Annotated in this window: 19 protein-coding genes; 2 read left to right on the top strand and 17 right to left on the bottom strand. The window is 68.8% G+C overall.

All coding sequences use genetic code 11. The features are described 5' to 3' along the window. The 17 genes from H587_RS19825 to H587_RS20885 form a co-directional block, all read right to left on the bottom strand. Window positions 1-1,125, bottom strand: a complete 1,125-nt coding sequence (locus H587_RS19825; RefSeq protein ID WP_051202849.1) for a radical SAM/SPASM domain-containing protein — start codon at window positions 1,123-1,125, stop codon at window positions 1-3. Further along, window positions 1,122-2,198, bottom strand: coding sequence for an N-acetylneuraminate synthase family protein (locus tag H587_RS0113455; RefSeq protein ID WP_051202846.1), 1,077 nt, complete (start codon window positions 2,196-2,198; stop codon window positions 1,122-1,124). Before H587_RS0113455 ends, H587_RS19825 begins: the two co-directional genes overlap by 4 nt. Beyond that, entirely contained in the window at window positions 2,195-2,917 is a 723-nt protein-coding gene (locus H587_RS18730; RefSeq protein ID WP_051202844.1) for a WbqC family protein, read from the bottom strand. The genes H587_RS0113455 and H587_RS18730 overlap by 4 nt, the downstream gene beginning before the upstream one ends. After that, window positions 2,914-3,756 (bottom strand): amidohydrolase family protein, encoded by an 843-nt coding sequence (locus H587_RS0113445; RefSeq protein WP_027176695.1) that lies wholly within the window; start codon window positions 3,754-3,756, stop codon window positions 2,914-2,916. Before H587_RS0113445 ends, H587_RS18730 begins: the two co-directional genes overlap by 4 nt. After that, window positions 3,749-5,476: a methyltransferase domain-containing protein gene (locus tag H587_RS0113440; protein ID WP_027176694.1), complete on the bottom strand. Its 1,728-nt coding sequence runs from the start codon at window positions 5,474-5,476 to the stop codon at window positions 3,749-3,751. Before H587_RS0113440 ends, H587_RS0113445 begins: the two co-directional genes overlap by 8 nt. Beyond that, window positions 5,469-6,164: a formyltransferase family protein gene (locus tag H587_RS0113435; RefSeq protein WP_027176693.1), complete on the bottom strand. Its 696-nt coding sequence runs from the start codon at window positions 6,162-6,164 to the stop codon at window positions 5,469-5,471. Before H587_RS0113435 ends, H587_RS0113440 begins: the two co-directional genes overlap by 8 nt. A 13-nt stretch (window positions 6,165-6,177) precedes the next feature. Then, window positions 6,178-6,816 (bottom strand): pseudaminic acid biosynthesis-associated methylase, encoded by a 639-nt coding sequence (locus tag H587_RS0113430; protein ID WP_027176692.1) that lies wholly within the window; start codon window positions 6,814-6,816, stop codon window positions 6,178-6,180. Beyond that, a complete protein-coding gene (locus H587_RS18725) occupies window positions 6,813-8,366 on the bottom strand; it encodes a DegT/DnrJ/EryC1/StrS family aminotransferase (RefSeq protein WP_342662376.1) in 1,554 nt (517 codons plus the stop codon). Before H587_RS18725 ends, H587_RS0113430 begins: the two co-directional genes overlap by 4 nt. A gap of 11 nt (window positions 8,367-8,377) precedes the next feature. Next, window positions 8,378-9,373, bottom strand: coding sequence for a UDP-N-acetylglucosamine 4,6-dehydratase (inverting) (pseB, locus tag H587_RS0113420; protein ID WP_027176691.1), 996 nt, complete (start codon window positions 9,371-9,373; stop codon window positions 8,378-8,380). Between the two features lie 19 nt (window positions 9,374-9,392). Then, window positions 9,393-10,718 (bottom strand): NHL repeat-containing protein, encoded by a 1,326-nt coding sequence (locus tag H587_RS0113415; RefSeq protein WP_027176690.1) that lies wholly within the window; start codon window positions 10,716-10,718, stop codon window positions 9,393-9,395. Continuing rightward, a complete protein-coding gene (locus H587_RS0113410) occupies window positions 10,715-12,058 on the bottom strand; it encodes a hypothetical protein (RefSeq protein WP_027176689.1) in 1,344 nt (447 codons plus the stop codon). Before H587_RS0113410 ends, H587_RS0113415 begins: the two co-directional genes overlap by 4 nt. Next, window positions 12,037-12,747, bottom strand: coding sequence for an acylneuraminate cytidylyltransferase family protein (locus tag H587_RS20890; RefSeq protein WP_169432789.1), 711 nt, complete (start codon window positions 12,745-12,747; stop codon window positions 12,037-12,039). Before H587_RS20890 ends, H587_RS0113410 begins: the two co-directional genes overlap by 22 nt. Window positions 12,748-13,136: 389 nt before the next feature. Then, window positions 13,137-14,000, bottom strand: a complete 864-nt coding sequence (locus H587_RS0113400) for a class I SAM-dependent methyltransferase (protein WP_027176688.1) — start codon at window positions 13,998-14,000, stop codon at window positions 13,137-13,139. Then, window positions 13,997-15,268 carry an SMP-30/gluconolactonase/LRE family protein gene (locus H587_RS20670; protein ID WP_027176687.1) on the bottom strand — a complete coding sequence of 424 codons (1,272 nt, stop codon included), beginning with the start codon at window positions 15,266-15,268 and terminating at the stop codon, window positions 13,997-13,999. Before H587_RS20670 ends, H587_RS0113400 begins: the two co-directional genes overlap by 4 nt. Further along, a complete protein-coding gene (locus tag H587_RS0113390) occupies window positions 15,258-16,529 on the bottom strand; it encodes a hypothetical protein (protein ID WP_027176686.1) in 1,272 nt (423 codons plus the stop codon). The genes H587_RS20670 and H587_RS0113390 overlap by 11 nt, the downstream gene beginning before the upstream one ends. Beyond that, window positions 16,522-17,148 (bottom strand): acylneuraminate cytidylyltransferase family protein, encoded by a 627-nt coding sequence (locus tag H587_RS18715; RefSeq protein ID WP_051202839.1) that lies wholly within the window; start codon window positions 17,146-17,148, stop codon window positions 16,522-16,524. Before H587_RS18715 ends, H587_RS0113390 begins: the two co-directional genes overlap by 8 nt. 4 nt (window positions 17,149-17,152) lie before the next feature. Then, window positions 17,153-17,854 (bottom strand): O-methyltransferase, encoded by a 702-nt coding sequence (locus H587_RS20885; RefSeq protein ID WP_169432788.1) that lies wholly within the window; start codon window positions 17,852-17,854, stop codon window positions 17,153-17,155. Window positions 17,855-18,264: 410 nt separating this feature from the next. On the opposite strand from H587_RS20885, the gene H587_RS0113375 reads away from it, so the two are divergent. Together H587_RS0113375 and H587_RS18705 are read left to right on the top strand one after the other, a co-directional pair. Further along, on the top strand, window positions 18,265-19,161 hold the full coding sequence (locus H587_RS0113375; RefSeq protein ID WP_027176684.1) for a radical SAM/SPASM domain-containing protein: 897 nt from the start codon (window positions 18,265-18,267) through the stop codon (window positions 19,159-19,161). Window positions 19,162-19,166: 5 nt separating this feature from the next. Beyond that, entirely contained in the window at window positions 19,167-19,868 is a 702-nt protein-coding gene (locus H587_RS18705) for a 6-hydroxymethylpterin diphosphokinase MptE-like protein (protein ID WP_051202837.1), read from the top strand. Window positions 19,869-19,881: the final 13 nt, after the last annotated feature.

Below are 19,881 nucleotides of genomic sequence, written 5' to 3'. Positions count from 1 at the left end.
TCAGTCCGCGGCCTTGAGTTCCTCGATGCGGGCCATGAGCGCGGCGCGCTTGGCCTCCATTCCCGAATCGTCCTTCTTTTCGGCCAGGGCGGTCGCGTAATGCGAGGCTTGGCGCACGATGGCCTTCTTCACGAACCCGTCATAGGCCCGCAAGTCGTATTCCGGATCCCAGAGGCAGTTGCAGGCTGAACAGAGGGTCTGGTCTTTTTCGAAGCGGGCGTAGTCGCGGTCCAGGTGCGCCCGGCGGAAGGCCCGGAAGGCGCCGCTCGTCCAAATTTCGTTCAGGGACTGGGAATGGACGTCGCCCACCGGGCAGGAAACCTCGAAGTCCAAGGGGCAGGAGCAGACTCGGCCGTCCCAGTTCACGGTGATGTTTTCCCAGGGCACCCGGCAGATGGGGCGCGCGTCCTTCTCCACGCCGGATTTGCCGGAGAGGTCGATTTCGCCGGAGACGCGGGAGTGGCCGGACATGTTGAGCAGTTCGCTGACGAAGATGGTGTTCACCGGCAGCTCCGTGAAATAGCGCTTGTAGTCCTCCAGGTGCCCGCGCGTGGCCTCCTGGTGGATGATGGAGGCGCAGACGAAGGTGGGGGAGCCCGCCTCCACGTTTTGGCGCAGGAACTCCAGGATGTTGGCCAGGGTGGGCTTGAACTTGGAGCGCAGGCGGATGCGTTCGTACAGCTCGGGGTCCACGGCGTCGAAGGAGAAGACCACGCGGTCCAGGCCCAGTTCGATCAGCCGGGCGGATTTGGCCGCGTCCAGGAGCGTGGCGTTGGTCAGCAGCGAGACGTGGCACCCGGCGGCCTTGGCGTAGGCCACCATGTCCAGGGCCCGGGGATGGAGCAGGGGTTCGCCCTGCACGTCCAGGGTGATGGCGCAGCCCAACGGTCCGATCTCGTCGATGATCCGGCGGAAGATTTCCATGTCCATGAAGCCGCGCTTGCGCGACATGGTGTCCTGCACGCAGTGGATGCAGCGCAGGTTGCAGGCGTTGGTCGGCTCGATGTGGATGTGCTGGGGGAAGGCCGGGGCCTCCTCCGAGGGGTTCCGGGCGAAGGCGAGCTGGTCCACGAAACGGTTGATGAGCTTCTGGAAGTTTTCGCGGGGCGTGGTCTGGGCCTTCATGAGTTCCGCTCCGTTTGCAGCATGCCCCAGGCGATCTGGGCGTCCCCGGGCAGATCCCTGTCCAGGACGCGGCCGAGAAGCCGGGGGATTTCCCGGGCCCGAAGACCGGAACCGGGACGTTTGAGGGTCAGGTCATCGGCGGTCAGCACGGTCCCGCGCCGCAAGGGGCGCGCCGCGACCACCGATCTGCGAAATGCGTGCCGGAATTCCCGCTCGCGCGCGGCGATTTCCAGGCTTTCTCCGCCGAGCATGGCCTCCACGCGGCGCACCGAGCGCACGAGGTCGGCCAGTTCCCGGGGATCGGCGCTCAGGGAGTGGTCCGGGCCGGGCAGGGAACGATCCAGGGTGAAGTGCTTCTCCAGGACGCAAGCCCCCAGGGCCACGGCGGCCAGACAGGCTTCGGAGCCCAGGGTGTGGTCGGAATAGCCGGTCACGGCTCCGGTGACCCGCGCCAGGGCCGTCATGCGCCGCAGATTGGTCTCCTCGTCGCGCGTCGGATAGAGCGAGACGCAGTGCAGGAAGATCGTCCGATCGGCGCCGCGCCGCCTGAGCACGTCCAGGGCGTCGGCGATCTCCTCCTCGTCGGCCATGCCGGTGGAGAGGATCAGGGGCAGGCCCCGGGCGGCGACAGAGTCCAGCAGGGGCAGGTTGATGAGATCCTCGGAGGCCAGCTTGAAGGCTCCGGCTCCGGCCTCCAGGGCGGCCTCGACGCAGAGCGGGTCGGCCACCGAGGTGAGCGGAACGAGGCCCCTGGAACGGGCGTGTTCGAAAAGCGTCCGGTGCCAGGCGAAGGGCAGCTCCAGGCGTTTGAACATCTCGTACATCTTTTCGCGCACGGGCGTTCCGGCGGAAAGATATTCGTATTCCAGCTCCCGGTCGGCCATGAATTCCTCGGCCCGGAACGTCTGGAATTTGACGCAGTCCGCCCCGGCCTCGGCCGCCGCGTCCACGCTGCGGCGGGCCAGATCCAGGTCGCCGTTGTGGTTGATCCCGATCTCGGCGATGACGAAGACCGGCCGGCCTGGGCCGATGCAACGGCCCTCCAGTTCCACCATCGGGACGAACCCGTTCATAGCGCGCTCCTCGAGAGGTTGCCGGAGAGGCAGACGGCGGCGCTCTCCGGGCCGCGCCGGAAGAGGAGGTCCACGAAGGACAGGCGCGACGTGAAGGGCTCCCGGCCCTGGTCGTAGACGGGATGGACGTAGTCTTGGAAGACCACCCGGATGCCTCGGGCCTCGAAGTCCCCGCAACGGATGTAGTCCCGCCCCATGGCCCCGGTGACCACGGTGTCGGCCTCGAAACGCAGGCCGTGTTCCAGGACCAGGTCTGATTTCCTGCCCTGGAAGTTCTGCTCCGAGCCGGTGACGACCCGGGGGGAGAGGCCGAACCATTCCAATGCCTGGTCGAAAATGGCCCGGTTCAGGTCGGCCAGCCGCTCCCAGCGGTTCTCCAGGTAGAGCCATTGGAAGAACGGGGCGTATTCCCGGAAGAAGGGGGCCTTGCCGTAGCATGTCTGGAGCGTGAGCCAGTGGGCCTTGCGCCAGTCCGGCCTGCCGCCGCCCTCGGCGATCCTGATGTCCTTGATGCGCGGGGATTCGGATTCCTTGCGGGCCACCGGTACGGTGAGCCAGAAAACCTTGCCGTCCGGGGCCATGACCCGGTTGCGGTGGATGAAGTCGCGGTCCAGGAACTGCACGTCGTCCATGAAGACGAAGACGTCGCACAGGCTGGTCTTGTGCAGGAGCCCGAGCCAGGGGAGGTAGGCGGGCTGGTGGCCGCTGACCACGGTCATGGCCGTTTCTCCGGGGCGATCCGGGCCAGTCGCAGGAAGTTGCCCTCCAGCAGGGCCTCCAGGTCGGCGGGCGGCAGCCCCAGGCGGCGCAGGCCCTCCAGGACCGTGATCTGGTCGTGGCAGTGGTTGAAGGGGAAGTCCGAGCCGAAGACGAGGCGCTCGGCCAGCCCGGCGCGGTGGCAGAAGCCCACCATCTCCAGGGTGGAGGAGACGGCGGTGTCGAACCAGACGTTGGCCAGGGTCCGGGCCACCGGGGGATGCAGGGCGTAGAGGCCCAGCAGCCCGCCCAGGTGGGCGGCCAGGATGCGCAGGCCGGGCCTGCGCTCGGCCAAGGCGAAGAGCCGGGCGGGCGACGCCGGGGAGCGGCGGTAGGCGTGGTCCACGTGGACCATGAGAAAGGTTCCGGCCTCCTCGGCCAGGGCCGCCAGTTCGAGAACCTCGGGCCCGTCCAGCTCCAGGTGTTGCCAGACCGGGTTGATCTTGATGCCCGCCGCGCCCGCGGCCAGGGTCCGCCGGACCTCCTCCTCCCATCCCGGCAGGCCCGGACGCGCCGAGCACACGGCCAGGAAACGCGGATCGGCGGCCGCCTGCCCGAGCACATGGTCGTTGTTCTCCCGGCACAGCCCGGGGCAGTTCCAGGGAAAGCTCACCAGGACGCTGCGCCGGATGCCGCAGCGGTCCATGGATTCCCGGATGGCCTCCGGCGCCGAGAGTGAGAGCGCGTGGGGCCCTTCGGGGTGGCGATGGATGGCGCGGGCCACGGCCTCGTCGCCGGGCGGCAGGTCCACGGCCGGGTCGCGCAGCCGGGCGGGCAGGCTGTAGACGTGGGCGTCAAGCATGGCCGCCCTCCCTGACGCCCAGCACGAGCAGGTTGTGGGAGTCTTCCGGGGCCTGGAACGTTTTGGTCCGGGTGTCCATGCCGCGCAGGAACTCCAGGCGCAGTCCGGCCTCCTCGAAGGCCTCCCGGATCTGGGCCGGACGGAACCAGTGGTGGCCGGGGTAGGGCAGGAAGCCGGGGGCGTCGAAGGCCTTCCAGTCGAGATTCTTTGTGCTCACCAGGACGCGGCCGCCGGGCCGGACCATGCGGGCCAGGCCGCGCACGGCCCGCTTCAGACCCAGGCCGCACTTCTGGAGCACACCCAGGCAGGTGACCAGGTCGAAGGGCGCGCCCGGCACCGGTTCCAGGAAGGACTGCCGGAGAAAACGGCGGTCGCGGGTGCGGAAGTCGCGGCCCGAGGCGAAGGCGATCATTTCCGGGCTCAGGTCCAGGCCCGTGCAGGACTCCACCTCCCGCGCGGATTCGGCGGTCAGGAGGAAGTCCCCGGTGCCGCAGCCCACGTCGCACCAGGAGCCGAGCGGTCCGGGGCCCAGGGCCTCCAGGGCCAGAAGAAAACGGTTCGTCATGCCTTCGGCCGAGCCCCAGAGGGCCTTGCGGTAGGGTTCGGGATGCGCCGAGGCTCGGCGGTATTCCTCGACCACCTCGTCGGCGGCGAAGGTCTCGCCCCGGTAGCGGGCCAGGATTTCCAGAATCTTGTCGGCCAGCCGCCCCGCTCCCCGCCCGTCGATCAGCGCCCGGCCCTTCGCGGCCGACCGCTCCAGCCGTTCCGGGTCCGCCATGGCCCGGCGCGCGGCCGCGAGAAGCTCCTCGTCGTCCAGCTGGTCGAAACGGCCCAGGACGATGCCCATCTCCCGTTTTCCCAGGGCGCGGGCGGCGGGTTCCTGGTTGTCGGCCAAGATCAGGGCGGCGACGGGCACTCCCAGGGAGAGAAGCTCCACGAGGGTGATCCCCGCGCCGGTGAAGACCAGGTCGCAGCTCGCGGCCAGGGCGTGAAGATCGGGCGGGGACTCGTGCAGACGGAAGCGCGGGTCGTCCGCCAGGGTCCGGCGCAGCTCGGCCGTGTCGCCGAACAGGGGGCCCGCCACCACGTGGACTTCCGGGAGATTATCCAGGGTCCGCAGGAGGCGCGCCAGCCGCACGGTCTGGCCTTCGGGGTCCGAGCCGCCCATGACCAGCAGAAGCCGTTCCAGGCGGCCGTCATGGCGCGGGGCGCGTTCAAACGTGCGGCGGCAGGTCTCGGAGAGGGGGAAGAATTCCGGCCCCACGGCGCTGAAGGGCGCGAATCGTCCGGGGAATGGGTCCGGCTCGGCGGCGAGCCCCGTGGCCAGCACCCCGAGCAGGGGCAGTCCGGCCTTTTCGCCTTGGTCGTCGAAGGCCAGCACCGGCAAAGTGGGGCGGGCGGCCGCCAGGTCGGCGTAGAAGGCGGGCCGGGCCAGGTAGGAGTCCGCCACGAGAAGATCGGCCTCCGTCCGGCGCAGAAAGTTATCCAAGATCCCGGCCAGGTCCGGGGAGTCCGGCGCGGCGGCCAGCAGATCGGGAACAACGCCCGCGATGCGGTGCGGCTCCGTGGCCGAGCCTTCGGCCAGGACATGGCGCACCAGCGCTCCCCGGGCCTCCAGCTCCCGGCCCAGGGCGAGACAGCGGACGGCGTGGCCGATCCCGGTGGAGGGCAGGCAGTCGCAGAAGATGGCCACGCGGGCGTTGTGTCCGGACTCAGTCATTGTGGCGTTCCAGGATGACCCGGCGGGGGTCGAAGTCCCGGGCCGGGCCGAGGGCTTCCAGGCGCAGGGCGAAGCGCCGTCCCCGGTGCTCGAAGAAGGCTGGAGCCTCGGCCGGGAGGGCGCGTAGGTGATCGAACAGTTCGGCGACGCTGCGTGTGGGGTCCAGGCGCGAATCCTCGGCGCGCCGCCGGGGCCACCAGGAGGCCCGGGCCTCGTCCTGGGGGACGCCGCGCGCCGCTCCGGCCAGCAGGTCGTCCAGGGTCGCCTCCAGGAGCAGGACCGAGAGGGCGTCGTCGATGCGCCGCACCTCCTCCTCGGTCTCGTCGCCGTCCAGGGGATAGCGGGCCTTGGCCAGGATGTCGCCGGAGTCGGCTCCGCTCGCGGCGAAGAGCAGCGTCTGCACCAGGGGCAGGCCCCGGGTGAGGGTGTTGTAGATCGGCGCGAAGCCCCGTCCCAGGGGCAGGTCGCTGGAATGCAGGACCACGAAGCCGAGCCGGGCCAGGTTCAGGGTCTCGGGTGGCAGCAGCCGTGAACACCCCAGGAGCAGGCCCAGATCGCAGGGCTCCGTGAGGGACTCGGGGGCCTCGTGTACGCCCCAGGAGACGTTCCGCTCCCGAAGGAGCCGGAGCACCGGCGCCCATCCGTCGCGGTTCAGGCCGCGTCCCACCAGGGCCATGCGCGCGTCCATGCGTCGTTTCCTCTCAGCGTCCGACCTTCTCCAGGAGGAACCAGGTGAAGTCGTCCATGGGGAAGGTGTTGTCGCGGCGGTAGGCGAAGCCGTAATCCACCAGCCGCGTGTCCGGGTGACGGTCCAGGAATTCCCCGGCGAAGTCGCGCTTGAAGAGCTGATTGCCGTGGCCCCGGTAGGGCACGGCCACAGGCGTCGGGTTGTAGTACTCGGCCAGGAGGATGTAGCGCGAACTGGCGGCGTGCATGACGTCGTACATGGCCGGAAGGTCGTCCGGGTTCATGTGGATGAGCACGCCCTTGGTGAAGGCCAGGTCGTAGGCGCGCGCGGGCTGGAAATCCAGGGCCGAGCCCTGGTGCACCTCGGCCAGGAAGCCCAGGCCGCGCAGCCGTTCGGCGGCCGTGGGGTTGATCTCCACGGCGTGCAGTTCGACCTGGGGCAGGAGGCGGTGGATGGAGTCCAGGTTGGAGCCCACGTTGGGGCCGAACTCCAGGATGCTGCGCACGCCGCCGGTGCGCGATAGTATGCGGGCGAAGAAGGCCGCGGAGTTCCAGCGCGGGTTGTTCCGATCGTTGCGCTGGATGTAGTCGTCCCCGAAGCTTCCGGCCCAGAGGGCCTCCTGCTCGGACTGGGTTCGATTCGTTTCGCTCATGCGTTCGGCTCGTTGTTTTTTTGTCCGTTCTCCAGGCATTCCATGATTAGTCCGGCCACGCGCCGGGCGTCCCCGGGGCGCATTCCCGGATGGAGGGGCAGGGTCAGGATCGTTTCGAAGGCGGCCTCGGCCTCTGGGCAGAGGCCCGGCCCGGTGTGCAGGGTGCGGCGATAGAAATCAAGAAGATGCACTGGGATGTAGTGGACGTTGACGCCGACGCCCCTGCCGCGCAGGGCGGCGAAGAGGCTGTCGCGGATGGACTCGGTGCGCGCCCGGACCACGAACAGGTGGTAGGCGTGCTCCACTTCGGGCCGGAGTGCCAGGGGGGCGAGGGTCGCGACACCGGCCAGGGCTTGGCGATAGGTCTCGGCCAGTTCCCGCCGCCGGGCCAAAAACAGTGGCAGCTTGTTCAGTTGCGAGAGACCCAGGGCGCAGTTGAACTCGGGGAGCCGGTAGTTGCGGCCGAGCCGGGGGATGTCGTAGGCGAAGCTGGCCGAGCGTTCCCGCTGGCGGAAATCCGCGGTGATGCCGTGATTGCGGAAGCGCCGGGCGGCCTCGGCCAGGGCCGGGTCGTCGGTGACGAGCATGCCGCCCTCGCCGGTGGTGATGTGCTTCACCGGATGGAAACTGAAGCAGGTGATGTCCGCGAGGCTTCCCGCCGGATGGCCGTTTTCCGAGGCCCCGAGGGAATGGCAGGCGTCGGCCACCAGCGCCAGGCCGTGTTCCCGGGTGATGGCGCGCAGGGAGCCGTAGTCGCAGGGTTGGCCCGTGTAGTCCACGGCGATGATCGCCCGGGTGCGCGGGGTCACGGCCCGACGCACGGCCTCGGGGTCCAGGAGCAGGGTTCCGGGCTCCACGTCCGCGAAGACCGGGGTGCCGCCCTGGTAGACCACGCAGTTGGCCGTGGCCGAAAAGGTCAGGGGCGGGACCAGCACCTCGTCGCCCGGGCCGATGTCCAGGGCGGCCATGGCGCAGTGCAGGGCCGCCGTGCCGCTGGAAACGGCCACGCCGTGCGCCGCTCCGGCCACGCGGGCCACGGCCCGTTCGAAGCGCTCCACCGTCGGTCCGGTAGTCAGCCAGTCGGAGCGCAGGGCCCTGGTCACGGCGGCCAGATCGGCCTCGTCCAGCCATTGCCGTCCATAGCGGGACACCGGGTCGGAGCCGGGCTGGAGCCGTTCCAGCGTCAGGCCCGGAAGTTCGGGGTAGCGTTTGGGACAAGCGGTCAGCAGCGTGTCGATCCCGGCCTCGACCAGGGTCAGGGCCGTCCGCGCGGCCCGGACGTCCTCAGCGCGGCCTTGGGCCGCCCGGTCCAGGACCGCCTCGAAGGCCGCCGGCGAAGCGGGCAGGACGCGGACTCGGCCGCCGTCCCGCAACTCCCGCCAGAAGGCCGCCGCGCTGGGCTGTTCCGGCGCACTCTCCAGGAAGGCGAGAATCTCCTCGTCGGTCGCGGCCGGAACGTCCGGGCCGGAGAGCGCCGCGAGGGCGGCCGCGCGGCCGGGGGCGTCCGGGTCCAGGGCCGCCAGGAGAATGCCGTGGTCGATGCCGCGCACCGGACCGTCCCCTACGCCGCCACGGGGGGCAGATTGGCGATCATCTCCCGGATCTCCTCCACGGAGAGGTGCCAGGAATTGCTCTGGGAGTCGTACTGGAAGCCGTCGGGCACCGGGCGGCAGCCGTTGGCGCAGAAGCGGCGCTCGAAGAAGTTGAAGGTCGGCTTGATGATGAAGTGGTTGTCGTACTCCAGGGCGTTGTGGGACTCGTCCGTGGGGATGATGACCTCGTGGAGCTTCTCGCCGGGGCGGATGCCGATCACGTCCAGGGCGCACTCCGGGGCGATGGCCTTGGCCAGGTCCACGATGGAGGTGCTCGGCATCTTGGGCACGAAGAGTTCGCCGCCGACCATGTTCTCCAGGCAGAAGAGCACGAAATCCACGCCCTGCTGCAGGGTGATCCAGAAACGGGTCATGCGCAGATCGGTGATCGGCAGACGTCCCTCGGCCCGTTTCTTGAGAAAGAAGGGGATGACGCTGCCGCTGCTGCCCACCACGTTGCCGTAGCGGACCACGGACATGCGGGTGTCCTTTTTGCCCACGTAGTTGTTTCCGGCCACGAACAGCTTGTCGCTGCACAGCTTGGTCGCGCCGTAGAGGTTGATGGGGTTGGCGGCCTTGTCGGTGCTCAGGGCGATGACCTTCTTGACCCCGCAGTCGATGGCCGCGTTGATGATGTTCGAGGCCCCGAAGATGTTCGTCTTGATGGCTTCCTCGGGGTTGTACTCGGCCACCGGGACGTGCTTGAGGGCGGCGGCGTGGACCACGTAGTCGATGCCGTCGAAGGAGCGGTAGAGGCGGTCGCGGTCGCGCACGTCGCCGATGAAGTAGCGGATGCAGGGGTGCGCGGAGGTGTTGAAACGCTGGGACATCTTGTACTGCTTGTACTCGTCGCGGCTGAAGATGATGAGCCGCCTGGGCGTGTAGCGGGCGAGCACCGTCTCCACGAATTTCTGGCCGAAGGACCCGGTGCCGCCGAGGACGATGATGTTCTTGTCGTTGAGCATGGTCGTACTCCTTGCCGGATTACTGGTGTGCCGGATGCATGCGTTCGCGCCAGGCTTCGGCGTCCACCCGGAACACATGGATGCAGCGTTGGGTCTGGTCCAGGACGAAAAGCGTTTCCCGTCCCTTGATCAGGGCGCAGTGGCAGCCCAGGAGATAGCCGTGGGGGCGGCCCTCGGCGTCCGTGCGGGAGACGAGCAGGGGCTCGCCGTCCGGCCCGTATTTCCTGAACTGGCCTTCGTACATGATGAAGAAGTCGTCGCCGCAGGGGCAGAAGCGGAACGCCCGGGATGCGGTGTCGGCGGTGAAGAGCCGGGAGAGGCTTCCGTCCGGGCCGAGGCGGTGGAGGGCGTTGGCCTCGAAGTCGCGCAGGGCGAGCCCGCCGCCCCAGGGCTGGAGCTGGTGCGGGAAGCGCAGTCCGGGAAGGTCCACCGGCTGGGCCCGGCGCAGTCCCTCGGACAGCGGCAGGCGCACCAGGGCCACGTCCCCCAGGTTGTCGCGGCGATTGACGATGAGATGCAGCGCCCCGTCGGCGAAGGCGCCCCAGGTGGGCAGCCGATCGCGCAGGAACGGGTCCGTGGAAGCGGCGAAGTCCAGGGGCGTTGAAACCTCGCCGCTGGCCCCCAAGGCCACGAGGCGGGCATTGCCCCGGTCGCAGATCCAGAGCGTCCCGTCGGGGCCGGGGAAGATGCCGATGGCTTGGCGCAGGCCCAGATCCTGGATCGAGAGCCGCCCGCCGTCCGGGTCCATGGAATGGACCGTCGGGGTGTCGTAGCCCACGGCCAGGATGCGTCCGTCGATGACAGTCAGATCGGCGCACCGGGCGAGAAAGTCGTGGCGGATGCGCCCGGCGTGGAACAGGGTGCGCGGAGCCAGGCGTTCCCGGGCCAGATCCTCCAGGCCGGGGTCGGCGTCCAGGATGCGGCCGAGCAGCAGGGGCGCGTCCATCCTGTCGGGAATGGCGTCCGCAGCCGGCAGCAGGGCCTCCAGTGCCCCGCGAGGGTCCCCGGCCTCCAGGAGGGTCGAGGCCCGGCCCAGGAACCGGTGGGCCCGGGTTTCGTCCAAGGCCCCTTCCAGCCGCTGGGGCAAGAGCGGGGTCATCAGTTCGCAGGCCCGGTTCAAGCGGCGCAGAAGGTCGGGACTCGCCCCGCCGGACTTGGCCTGGGCGAACTTGAGCAGATTGAAAAGGTCCAGGTAGTCTTGCTGGAACTCGTCCTCCATGAGCGCCCGGTCCCTGCGGAAGCGTTCCATGGAATCGGCGAATCCGGCGGCGTGCTCCCGGACCGCGCGCTCACGCAGATCCCCGAGCTTTTCGTCCATCGCTCTGGCCAGGGCGAGAGCGTTCATGAGCAGGCCTCCCGCCGCGTCTGGCGGCGTTCGTCGCGCAAGAGGGGGATGCGCAGGGCGTCCACGGCGTTGCGGACCTTGAAATTCTCGGGCTCGGCCAGGGGCTGGAGCCGGAAGCGGGTCCGCTCCAGGACGTTTTCCAGGTCCAGGCAGTCTTCGGCACGACCCACGAAGAGCGCGCCGTCCAGGGCCAGCACCGGCGGGAAGCACTGTCGGCCGTGGATGGGTTCTCCGGTCGCGCGGTCGAGCATGGCCCGGCCGTCGGGGGAGAAACACCAGAGGAAGTTGGCCCGGTCCAGTGGTTCGCTGAAGTCGCGTCCTCCGGCCCGTCCCAGGGAGCTGACGGCGAGGAGGAAACCCAGATCGTCCGGGCCGGGCTCCGGGGCCAGGGGGGCGGCGAGGAAGGCCGTGCCGCCCAGGCGCAGGATTTCGGCCCAGGCTTCACCGGCCAGGGGGAACTCCAGGGCGCGGCGGGAATCCGGGCCGTTCTCGGTATAGGGGGTCAGCAGGCACACGGCGTGTTCCGTGTGGAGATCCTGGCGGATGAAGAGACGCGGCCGCCGGTCGTTCTCGCCTTGGAGCAGGAAGGCCGCCGAGGCGTGGGGCGGGCGAAGGGCCGAGAATCCCGTCAGCTCGCCCAGGGCGGGGGAGGCGTCCTCGGCGTCCAGGAGCCGACGGGCCCTGTGCCGTCCCTCGCAGAGCAGGAGCACCCCCAAGGGCGGGCAGCCCCCGGCGGGCGGAAACTCCTTCAGCGGCTCGGTCTGGCGTCCCCGGCGCAGGTAGACCCTGCCGGATTCGGGGTTCTGGACGCCCAGGGCGCTCCAGTCCAGGGGGAAGGGGCGGCCGGTGAGCATGGCTCCATTCCGGGGGGCGCGTCCCGCGAGGCAGAGCAGATCGCAATCGAGCATGTCGTGGAACAGGCGCAGTTGGACCGGGTGGTCCGCCGGTTCGTGGCCCGAGAGCACGGACAGGCCGGTCTGGGCGTGGCGTTCCAGGGCCCGCCGGATCGTGTCCGGAGAGAGCAGGACGTTGCGTGGGTCCAGGACGCAGACGGTTTCTTCCGGGCCGAGCGCGCCGTCGTCCAGGAGCCGGCGCAGCAGCGGCGCGGCGCAGGGGGCCAGATGCGGGGTTCCGTCCGCGGGAGGCAGGGGGCGCGCCGGGAGACCCAGACGAGCCAGTCCGTTGCGTACGGCCAGGTTGTTGGTGGCGGTGTGCAGACGCCAGCCGGGAGTCGCGGCCAGCCGTTCCGCCAACTCCAGCACCGGTCCCGGGTCCGCGGGAGCGGCGGCCTGGGCGGTCCGCTGAGTCGGTTCCAGGGCTATGGGCAGGAGGATGTGCATGGCGGGCACCTGAAAAGATTGTTTTCGATCACCCGCCGCGCCAGCTCCAGGTCGCCGGGGCTGTCGATGTCCACGAGGGCGGTCGGGTCGGTGATCTCCAGGTGGTATTCGCGGCCGTTGTGGTGCGGACTGTTGTTGTGCGCCGAGCAGACGCCGTAAGGCCGGTAGGCGGGCAGGGTCCGCCCCGGGGACAGAAGCCGGTTTTCCAGGACGCGCGTCGGACGGCCGTCTTCGTCCACGGCGAAATAGGCCTGCCGGGTCACATCGATGCGCTTGACCGTGATCGCGCTGCGGTAGCCCCGGGCCACCATGCGCACCAGTTCGTCCACCAGTTCGGGGCTGCGGAAGGGGCTGGTGGGGAAGAGCAGGCAGTGGCAGTCGGGGCGATAGCCCTCGCGCAGGCGCAGGGTGTCCAGGACATGGCGGACCACATCGCCGATGGCGGCTTTGTCGCCGGAGATCTCGCGGGGCCGGAGGAAGGGCGCTTCCGCTCCGTGGCGCCGGGCTGCCTCGGCGATCTCCGGGTCGTCGGTGGAGACCACCACGCGCGTGATCCAGGCGCTCCGCCTGGCCGCCTCGATGGAGTAGGCCAGCAGGGGCCTGCCGCAAAGATCCGCCAGGTTTTTTCGCGGGATGCCCTTGGAGCCGCCCCGGGCGGGAATGATGGCGAGGGCTTCGTATCCTTTCATGAATGCGTCCGTTTGTTGCTTGAACGCCGGGATTCCGAGGCGATGGACGGTCATCCGGCCCGGCGTTTTCACGGAGCATTCATTCAATAATCGTTCCAAAGGAGAATTTTTCCGTCCCGTCCCGGGGAGAAGGTCCGGGGTGTCGGCGCTTCCGGTCGATGCCCGGGAACGGACGCGCGTCGCGGGACGCCGCCTTTTCAAACGGGGAAGCGTCAAGATGTCGGCGGAGGGGTCGTGGGCATACCGATCATTCACTGAGTGAAGAGTATTGCCATTCCCGTATGAAAAAGTCCACACGCGTACATCCGCGCCGCGTCCGACGCCGGAATTCCGGCGTTTTCTTTCCGCGCCGTCTCGAAGCGGCGGAGCGGCATGCTCCCGGCGTTCCCCTAGCCGCGAACCCGGAAGGCCGCGGTGCGCCATTCGGCGCCGATCAGCTCCAGGTCCGGCCGGTTCATGACCTGGGCGTCCACGTACTGCTGGACGTCCGGCCAGTCCTTGGCCCCGTAGTCGTCGAAGATCACGCAGCCGCCGGGCTCCAGCAGGGGGCCGAAGCGCCGCCAGTCGTTCTCCACGCCCGCGCGGCTGTGGTCGCCGTCGATGATGAGCAGGTTGTAGCGCTCCTCGGCGGCCAGGGCTTCGGCCTCGTCATCGAAGCTGAGCTTCTGGATGACGCGCACGTCCCGCTGGGGGATGCCGTTGCGGCGCATGTTTTCCTCGAAGACCCGGCGTGAGACCACGGCCTTGGTCAGCTCGTCGCGCTGGGGCTGATCGTAGTAACCGTTCAGGGGGTCGATCACCGTGACCCGGATGCGTTCGAAGGCCCCGAAACAGCATTCGTGGATGGCGACCACGCTGATGCCGAAGAGGGTGCCGATCTCCAGAATACGCAGTTCGGAGAACCGGCGACCCAGGCTCTCGGCCACCAAGGCGCGCAGCAGGGCGGCCTCGATGCGCGTCGCCAGCCTGCCCAGGCAGCGGTCTTCCACCAAGCATATCCTGTGGGCACGGTAGGCCAGGGAGTAGATGTCCCAGGGCAGGCCCAGGTTGGGCAGCCAGCGGGCCTGGATGCCCGTGGCGGCATCATCGGTGAGTTGGCGTTGGAAGAGCTGGTATTTCTGTGAATTGCTGGCGTTGTTCATGCGGAACAACAGCGTGCGCGCGCCCAGCTCCTTGCGCTGGGCCTCCAGCCGAACCGACATGTCGCGCATGTCGCGGTTGAGGGCGCGGGCCAGGGAGTGTCCGTGTTTCATTTCAGGTACCGCCGGAGGGTTGGGGTCGGGGCGGGGGATTCCGTCTCCGCGTCGGCCGAGGCGTCCGGCGACCATTCCAGGGCGTGGACGCAGCCGTCGGAAGGGCCCGCGACGAAGATGCGGCGGACATCCGCCGCGTGGTGTTCGACAATGCCGCCGAAGGCGCTCAGGCCCGGGCGGCGACGCAGTCGCCAGAGGCGTTTCCCGCGCCGGTCGAAGGCGTTGAGGGAATAGTAGGTGGACAGGAAGAGGCCGTAAGGCCCTCCGTGGAAGCGGATGAACGGCTCGTCCGTCTCCAGGGTGAGGGCTTCAAGAATTTCTCCGCCCGGGGAAAGCCGGAAGATGCGGCTTGAGATCACGTCGCCCAGCAACAACTCTCCTCCGACCTCAGCCACCTGCTGGAATTCCTCCAGGTTCGGCGTGAGCCTCCGGGCCGGGCGGGAGCCGTCTGGCGACAAGCGGAACAGGGCGTAGCGCCGGAACCCCGCGATTTCCTCCTGGGCAGAAAGATAGAGGAATCCCTTGTGGCTGGTCCCGAAAACCGGAAGCAGGGGATCGGGCTGCCCGAGAAGCTCGGCCACGCTTCGCCGCCAGAGCGTTTTAAGCTCGGCGTCCAGGCAGGTGATCCGTGCGGGGCCGCGTTCGCAGACCCAGAGCGTCCCCTCGGGGTCGGGAAAGATGCAGGTGGCGTCCTGGAGGCCCGCGTCGGCGACGCGGCCCGCTCCGTCCGGGTCCAGGCGGGCCACGTGGGGGCCCTGTCCGTCCAGGGCGTAGATGCGGCCGTCCAGGAAGCAGATGTCCATGGGCCGCACCGGGGCGGGCGCGCCCAGCCGCCGGTGGCGCAGGCGGGGAGTCCCCGAAGCTTCTCCGGACGGTTCCGGGAAGGCCCCGGCGGTCTCATTCAGGGGGTCCAGGCGCAGCAGAGGCTCACGGGCCCCGGCAGCGCCTTCGGCCAGCTCCCGTTCCAGGCGGCGGACGAGGCAGGCGTCCAGAAAACGACGCAGGAAGGCGGGAGCCGTAAATTTCGCCTGTTCCACGTGCAGGTCGGCGATGGGGCCGACCTCGCAATTCCGTATGCCCTGGTAGGAGGTGGCCAGCAGCCAGGTTTCGCGGGCCTGTTCGAAGGCCTGCTCCAACTCAGGCATGGTCGCGGCCTGTTGCAGCAGGCGGTCGGCTTCGGCCGCCGCGTCCAGGCCCGGAGCGCCCTCCAGGCAGGCCCGCCGGAAGGCGCGTACGGAGGCGTTCAGGGCGGATTCCTCAGCCCGCATGGCGGACCTCCCTGGACAGGAGGCGTTCGGTCAGAAGCTCCAGGCGCAGGAGTTCGACCTCGTCCACGGCCCGCAGGGCCGCCGACGGCTCCAGAGGGAACAGGGCGAGGTCGCGCTCGTCCAGGGGCGCGGCCAACTGGGCGGGGCGTCCCACGAACAGGGAGCCGTCGGGCCGCAACAACGCCCCGGTGTCCTGGCGGCAGGAGAATTCCCGGCCCGTGGTCCTGCTCACGAAGCCGTCGCGGTTGAAATCGAAACACCATTCGCCAAGATCGCGCAGGGCCGGTTCCCGGTATTGGTAGATGCCCTCTTCACAGGGACGCAGCAGCAGGACGACCAGGGCTTCCAGGTCCGGGACGTCCGAGAGTTCGAGCGCGGGGCCGCTCAGGGCCACGCCGCCGAGCGTCGCGGGGGAGGCCGTGGCCGACTGGGCCAGAACCGGAGCGCGTCGGGCCAAGTCCTCCCTGATCCGTCCGCCGACCACGGGCAGGGCGCGGATTTCGCAGCCCTCCAAGGCCAGGGGGGGGAATAGGGCGAGGCGGCCCGCCGCGCTGGTCAGCACGGCCTCGAAACCCAGCGTCCCGACCGCAGTGACGGCGGCCAGTCCCGAGAGCCGTTCGGCCAGGGCCGGGGACAGCACACGCCGGGTCTGGTTTTCCGAAAGCACCTCATAAAGGGAATCCCCTTCGCCGGGAAATGGTGTCCCGTCCGGCGGCAGGGGGCTCATGCGGCCGTCCTCCCGGCGGACATAGGGAGGCTCCGGGCGGCGTCGGACGCCGTGTTGCGGCCAGTTGAAGAGGAAGGGCCGCGTGCGGGGACCACGCCACACGGGGTCCGGGTCGGGTTCCAGGGGCGTGAGCACGCCCATGGCCGAAAGCCGGTAGTGGTTCATGGCCTGCAGGGGAATGTCGCGGGAGACCGCGGCCCCGGCCACCACCCGTCCGTCGGAGGCGTGAAGTTCAAAGGCCCGGTCCAGAGTCGCGGCCTCCAGGAGGAGGTTGCGGGCGTCGACCACGGCGACGGGGTCGGCGTCGTCGCGGGAAAGAGCGAACGCTTCCAGGTTCAGGGTGGGCTGGGCGGGGTCCAGACGCTCCAGGAGCGTCACGTTCGCGCCCCGGCGGGCCAGCTCGCGGGCCAGGGCCGGATGGTCGGTGACCAGCGTGGCCGAGTGCGGAGCCAGCCGGCCGCACAGGCCGAGCAGGTGCGCGGCGTGCAGCGGAGGAACCCATTCCCGGGCGCAGAGCAGCAGAACCCTAGCCACGGCGGGCGTTCCTTGCGTCCTTTCGGACCAGGGCCCGGGCCAGCTCCAGGTCGGCGGGTTCGTCGATGTCCAGCAGTTCGCGGGGATCGCTGACCACGTGGGCGTAGGACTCGCCGGTCCTCGGCCAGAGGCTGTGGGCCGAAAGATAGCCGATGGGGCGTAGGGAAAACGGCCCGGCGCCGAGGCCCGAGACATTCGCGCGCTTGACGCTGATCACCGCGTCCAGGCCGTCCAGAATCTTTTCCAGGAGCCTGGAGCAGACGCCGGGGTCGCGGAACGGCGAGGTGGGCAGGAACAGGCAGTAGGCGTCCGGGGCGTATCCCTGGACTCTCAGGCGGCTCAGCAGATCCTGGACCACGGGTTGGAGCGGGGCGCGGTCGTCGGCGATCTCCGCCGGGCGCAGGCTGGGTGTTTCGGCTCCGTATGTCCGGGCGACCTCGGCGATCTCGCGGTCGTCCGTGCTGACCACCACCCGGGTCACGTCGCGGCAGGCCAGGGCCGTGCGGATGCTCCAGGCCAGCAGCGGGAGCCCGCCGAGGTCGGCCAGATTCTTGCGCGGGATTCCCTTGGAGCCGCCCCGGGCCGGGATGATGGCGAGCAGTTCGGGCGTGCGCGCCATCGTCTCAGGCCCAGTCCCGGGCGAAGGGAGCCGCCTGCCAGACGGCCATGCCCGGGGTGTACCACGAGCAGTGGGGGAAGTTCACGAGATTGCCGCCGAACTCGCTCATGATGCGCCGCAGTCCGCCGTTGACCTTCTGCTCCGGGTCGTCGTCGGTGCGCAGCTTGAAGGTGTTGTCGAAGATCACCGTGCCGGCCTCGTCCAGAAGCGGCCGGAGGAGGCGGAACTCCTCGAGCACGTGTTCCTGGTCGTGGCCGCTGTCGAGAAAGGCCACGCGCACGACGGGACGGGCGGCCGCGAACTCCCGGAGAAAGGCCAGGGAGTCGCCGAGGTGGAGCCGGACGAGGTCGCCGACGCCGGAGCGGGCCAGGTTGTCCTGGGCCCGGCGATGGTTTTCGGGGTCCAGCTCGGAACTGTGCACCTCGCCGTCCAGGCCGCTGTCGCGCAAGGCTTGGGCCAGCATGATGGTGGAGAAGCCCCAGTTGGTGCCGGTCTCCAGGATCACGTTGTGGTCTCCGGGCTTCAGGGAGGCCAGGGTCACATAGTAGAGGATGTTCCAGCCGGGATAGCCCACGGTCAGCCCCGTGGCCGCCTCGGCCTGGGCCACGTTCGTGGCGGCCTGGTCGCGGGAGGCCACGTAGGCGTTGGGCACCAGGCGGCGGTCGTAGTCGAATTTCCTGTAAAACAGGGGTGTTTTTTCAGCCATGTTCATGGGCTCCTTCGTCGATGCCGGAAAATTTCGCCGGGAATTTGCTCGGCCGGTGAATATTTTTCCGGGTGCGGCGGTGTATCTTGAGTTCAGCAACTTGGATGCCAACTCCCGGAAAAGGGGAAAAAATTCCGTTTTGCCGGAGGTTTTATTTTTTGATTCGGATGGGATATGGAAAGCCATCCACGGGAGCGGAAAACAGGGCGGCCTGAAGCATTCCGGAGATGGCGTCGGAAAAATGTTCACCCGCCGTAAAAAAACGTTGTCACGTCCCGGGCGCGTCGTCGATACTGGGCGCCATTTCCCGGTCGCTGCGCGTTGGTATGAACATTGCTTCTCTCCGTCCGCGTCGCGCCTTCTTCGGCGCGGGCCTCGGCGAACAACCGGTAACGAGAAGACGGCGAAGAGTGAACATCCAGATACAAACCACATCGATCTGCAACGGCCGCTGCACCATCTGCCCCTACCCGGACAGCTGGCACAAGGCCCACCCCGGGGTCATGGGCGAGGCCCTGTTCAACCGGGTTCTGGACGAGCTGGCCCCGTTGCGGCTCGCGAAGGTCTGCCCCTACCTGGAGAACGAGCCGCTCATGGACCCGCTCATCTTCGAGCGCATCGGGGCCATCAAGCGCCGCCTGACGTTCGACAGGCTGGAGGTCTCCACCAACGCCCTGGCCCTGGACGAGGACAAGGCCCGTCGCCTGGGCTCGCTGCTGGCCGACGTACCCCATGAGATATGGGTCAGCTTCCACGGCGTGGACGCCCGGACCCACGACGGGATCATGGGCCTGGGCTTCGAGCGCTGCCTGGCCAACGTGGTCGGCCTGCTCAAGCTTTCCGACCGGCTGCCCCTGCGGGTCATCATCCGCGGCGCGGGCCTGCCACAATCCCAGGAATTGGCCACCGGCTTCGCCTTCACCGAGGAGGAGTACATCCGCTTCTGGGAGGGCCAGCTGGCGCTGCACGGCATCCGCAAGCGGCCGGGCATCAACTTCATCAAGTACCACGACCGGGCCGGGACCATCCGCCGCAACGGCGTCCGCCTGCCCCGGCCCGCGCGGCCGGACCTCAAGGGGTTCCGCTGTCCGCGCGTGGGGGAGTGGCTGCACATCCTCTACACCGGCGAACTCATCATCTGCTGCATGGACTACCACCGCGAGGAGGTTTTCGGCGACCTTTCCCGGGACAGCCTGGAGTCCATCCTCTCCGGCCCGGTCTACGCGAATCTGCGGGACCGCGTGGAGGGCCGCGCGCCCTCGTCCGAAACCTTCATCTGCAAGCGCTGCATCAGTCCCGGAGGATGAACGCGATGCTTCTCAGCGACTTCAAGGACCGCCACAAGGGCCGCCGAGGCTGGGTCGTGGGCAACGGCCCGAGCCTGAACAAGATGGACCTGCGGTTCCTCGCCGGGGAGGTCTCCTTCGGCATGAACTGCATCTACCTCGGTTTCGAGAAATTCGGCTTCCGCCCCACCTACTACACGGTGGAGGACGTCTTCGTGGCCGAGGACAACCGCGAGGCCATCAGCGGCCTGGGCGGGCTGGTCAAGTTCATCCCCACGGATCTGGCCCACGCCATCGCCGACGACGAGAACACCTGCTGGGTCAATTTCGTGCGCCATTACAAGCCCTATCCTCAGTTTTCCGAGGATTGCGCCGATAAGGTCTACTGGGGGTCCACGGTCACGTATCTGGCCCTGCAGCTGGCCTACTACATGGGCTGCGACCCCATCTATCTCATCGGGGTGGACTTCGACTACAAGGTTCCCGGCTGGGCCGAGAACCAGGAGGAGATCACCTCGCGGGAGGACGACGTGAACCATTTCCACCCGGCCTATTTCGGCCCCGGCAAGCGCTGGCACCATCCGCGCCTGGACCGGGTGGAGCCGTCCTACCGCCTGGCCCGGGAGTTCTTCGACGCCCGGGGCCGCAGCCTGATCAACGCGGGAGTGGGCGGCAAGCTGGAGTTCTTCCCTCGCGCGGACTACCGGGACGTGCTGCGGGAAGGCTAGAGGAGAGACGCGC

Source organism: Desulfovibrio aminophilus DSM 12254 (assembly GCF_000422565.1).
Classification (GTDB): domain Bacteria; phylum Desulfobacterota; class Desulfovibrionia; order Desulfovibrionales; family Desulfovibrionaceae; genus Aminidesulfovibrio; species Aminidesulfovibrio aminophilus.
The sequence above is the reverse complement of the archived record's forward strand: the minus strand, read 5'-3'. Positions and strand labels throughout refer to the sequence as shown.

What these genes read in the sequence shown, in the direction of transcription:
- H587_RS19825 (WP_051202849.1), bottom strand. Translation starts at nt 1,125, where the DNA reads ATGAAGGCCCAGACCACGCCCCGCGAAAACTTCCAGAAGCTCATCAAC.
- H587_RS0113455 (WP_051202846.1), bottom strand. Translation starts at nt 2,198, where the DNA reads ATGAACGGGTTCGTCCCGATGGTGGAACTGGAGGGCCGTTGCATCGGC.
- H587_RS18730 (WP_051202844.1), bottom strand. Translation starts at nt 2,917, where the DNA reads ATGACCGTGGTCAGCGGCCACCAGCCCGCCTACCTCCCCTGGCTCGGG.
- H587_RS0113445 (WP_027176695.1), bottom strand. Translation starts at nt 3,756, where the DNA reads ATGCTTGACGCCCACGTCTACAGCCTGCCCGCCCGGCTGCGCGACCCG.
- H587_RS0113440 (WP_027176694.1), bottom strand. Translation starts at nt 5,476, where the DNA reads ATGACTGAGTCCGGACACAACGCCCGCGTGGCCATCTTCTGCGACTGC.
- H587_RS0113435 (WP_027176693.1), bottom strand. Translation starts at nt 6,164, where the DNA reads ATGGACGCGCGCATGGCCCTGGTGGGACGCGGCCTGAACCGCGACGGA.
- H587_RS0113430 (WP_027176692.1), bottom strand. Translation starts at nt 6,816, where the DNA reads ATGAGCGAAACGAATCGAACCCAGTCCGAGCAGGAGGCCCTCTGGGCC.
- pseB (WP_027176691.1), bottom strand. Translation starts at nt 9,373, where the DNA reads ATGCTCAACGACAAGAACATCATCGTCCTCGGCGGCACCGGGTCCTTC.
- H587_RS0113415 (WP_027176690.1), bottom strand. Translation starts at nt 10,718, where the DNA reads ATGAACGCTCTCGCCCTGGCCAGAGCGATGGACGAAAAGCTCGGGGAT.
- H587_RS0113410 (WP_027176689.1), bottom strand. Translation starts at nt 12,058, where the DNA reads ATGCACATCCTCCTGCCCATAGCCCTGGAACCGACTCAGCGGACCGCC.
- H587_RS20890 (WP_169432789.1), bottom strand. Translation starts at nt 12,747, where the DNA reads ATGAAAGGATACGAAGCCCTCGCCATCATTCCCGCCCGGGGCGGCTCC.
- H587_RS0113400 (WP_027176688.1), bottom strand. Translation starts at nt 14,000, where the DNA reads ATGAAACACGGACACTCCCTGGCCCGCGCCCTCAACCGCGACATGCGC.
- H587_RS20670 (WP_027176687.1), bottom strand. Translation starts at nt 15,268, where the DNA reads ATGCGGGCTGAGGAATCCGCCCTGAACGCCTCCGTACGCGCCTTCCGG.
- H587_RS18715 (WP_051202839.1), bottom strand. Translation starts at nt 17,148, where the DNA reads ATGGCGCGCACGCCCGAACTGCTCGCCATCATCCCGGCCCGGGGCGGC.
- H587_RS20885 (WP_169432788.1), bottom strand. Translation starts at nt 17,854, where the DNA reads ATGGCTGAAAAAACACCCCTGTTTTACAGGAAATTCGACTACGACCGC.
- H587_RS18705 (WP_051202837.1), top strand. Translation starts at nt 19,167, where the DNA reads ATGCTTCTCAGCGACTTCAAGGACCGCCACAAGGGCCGCCGAGGCTGG.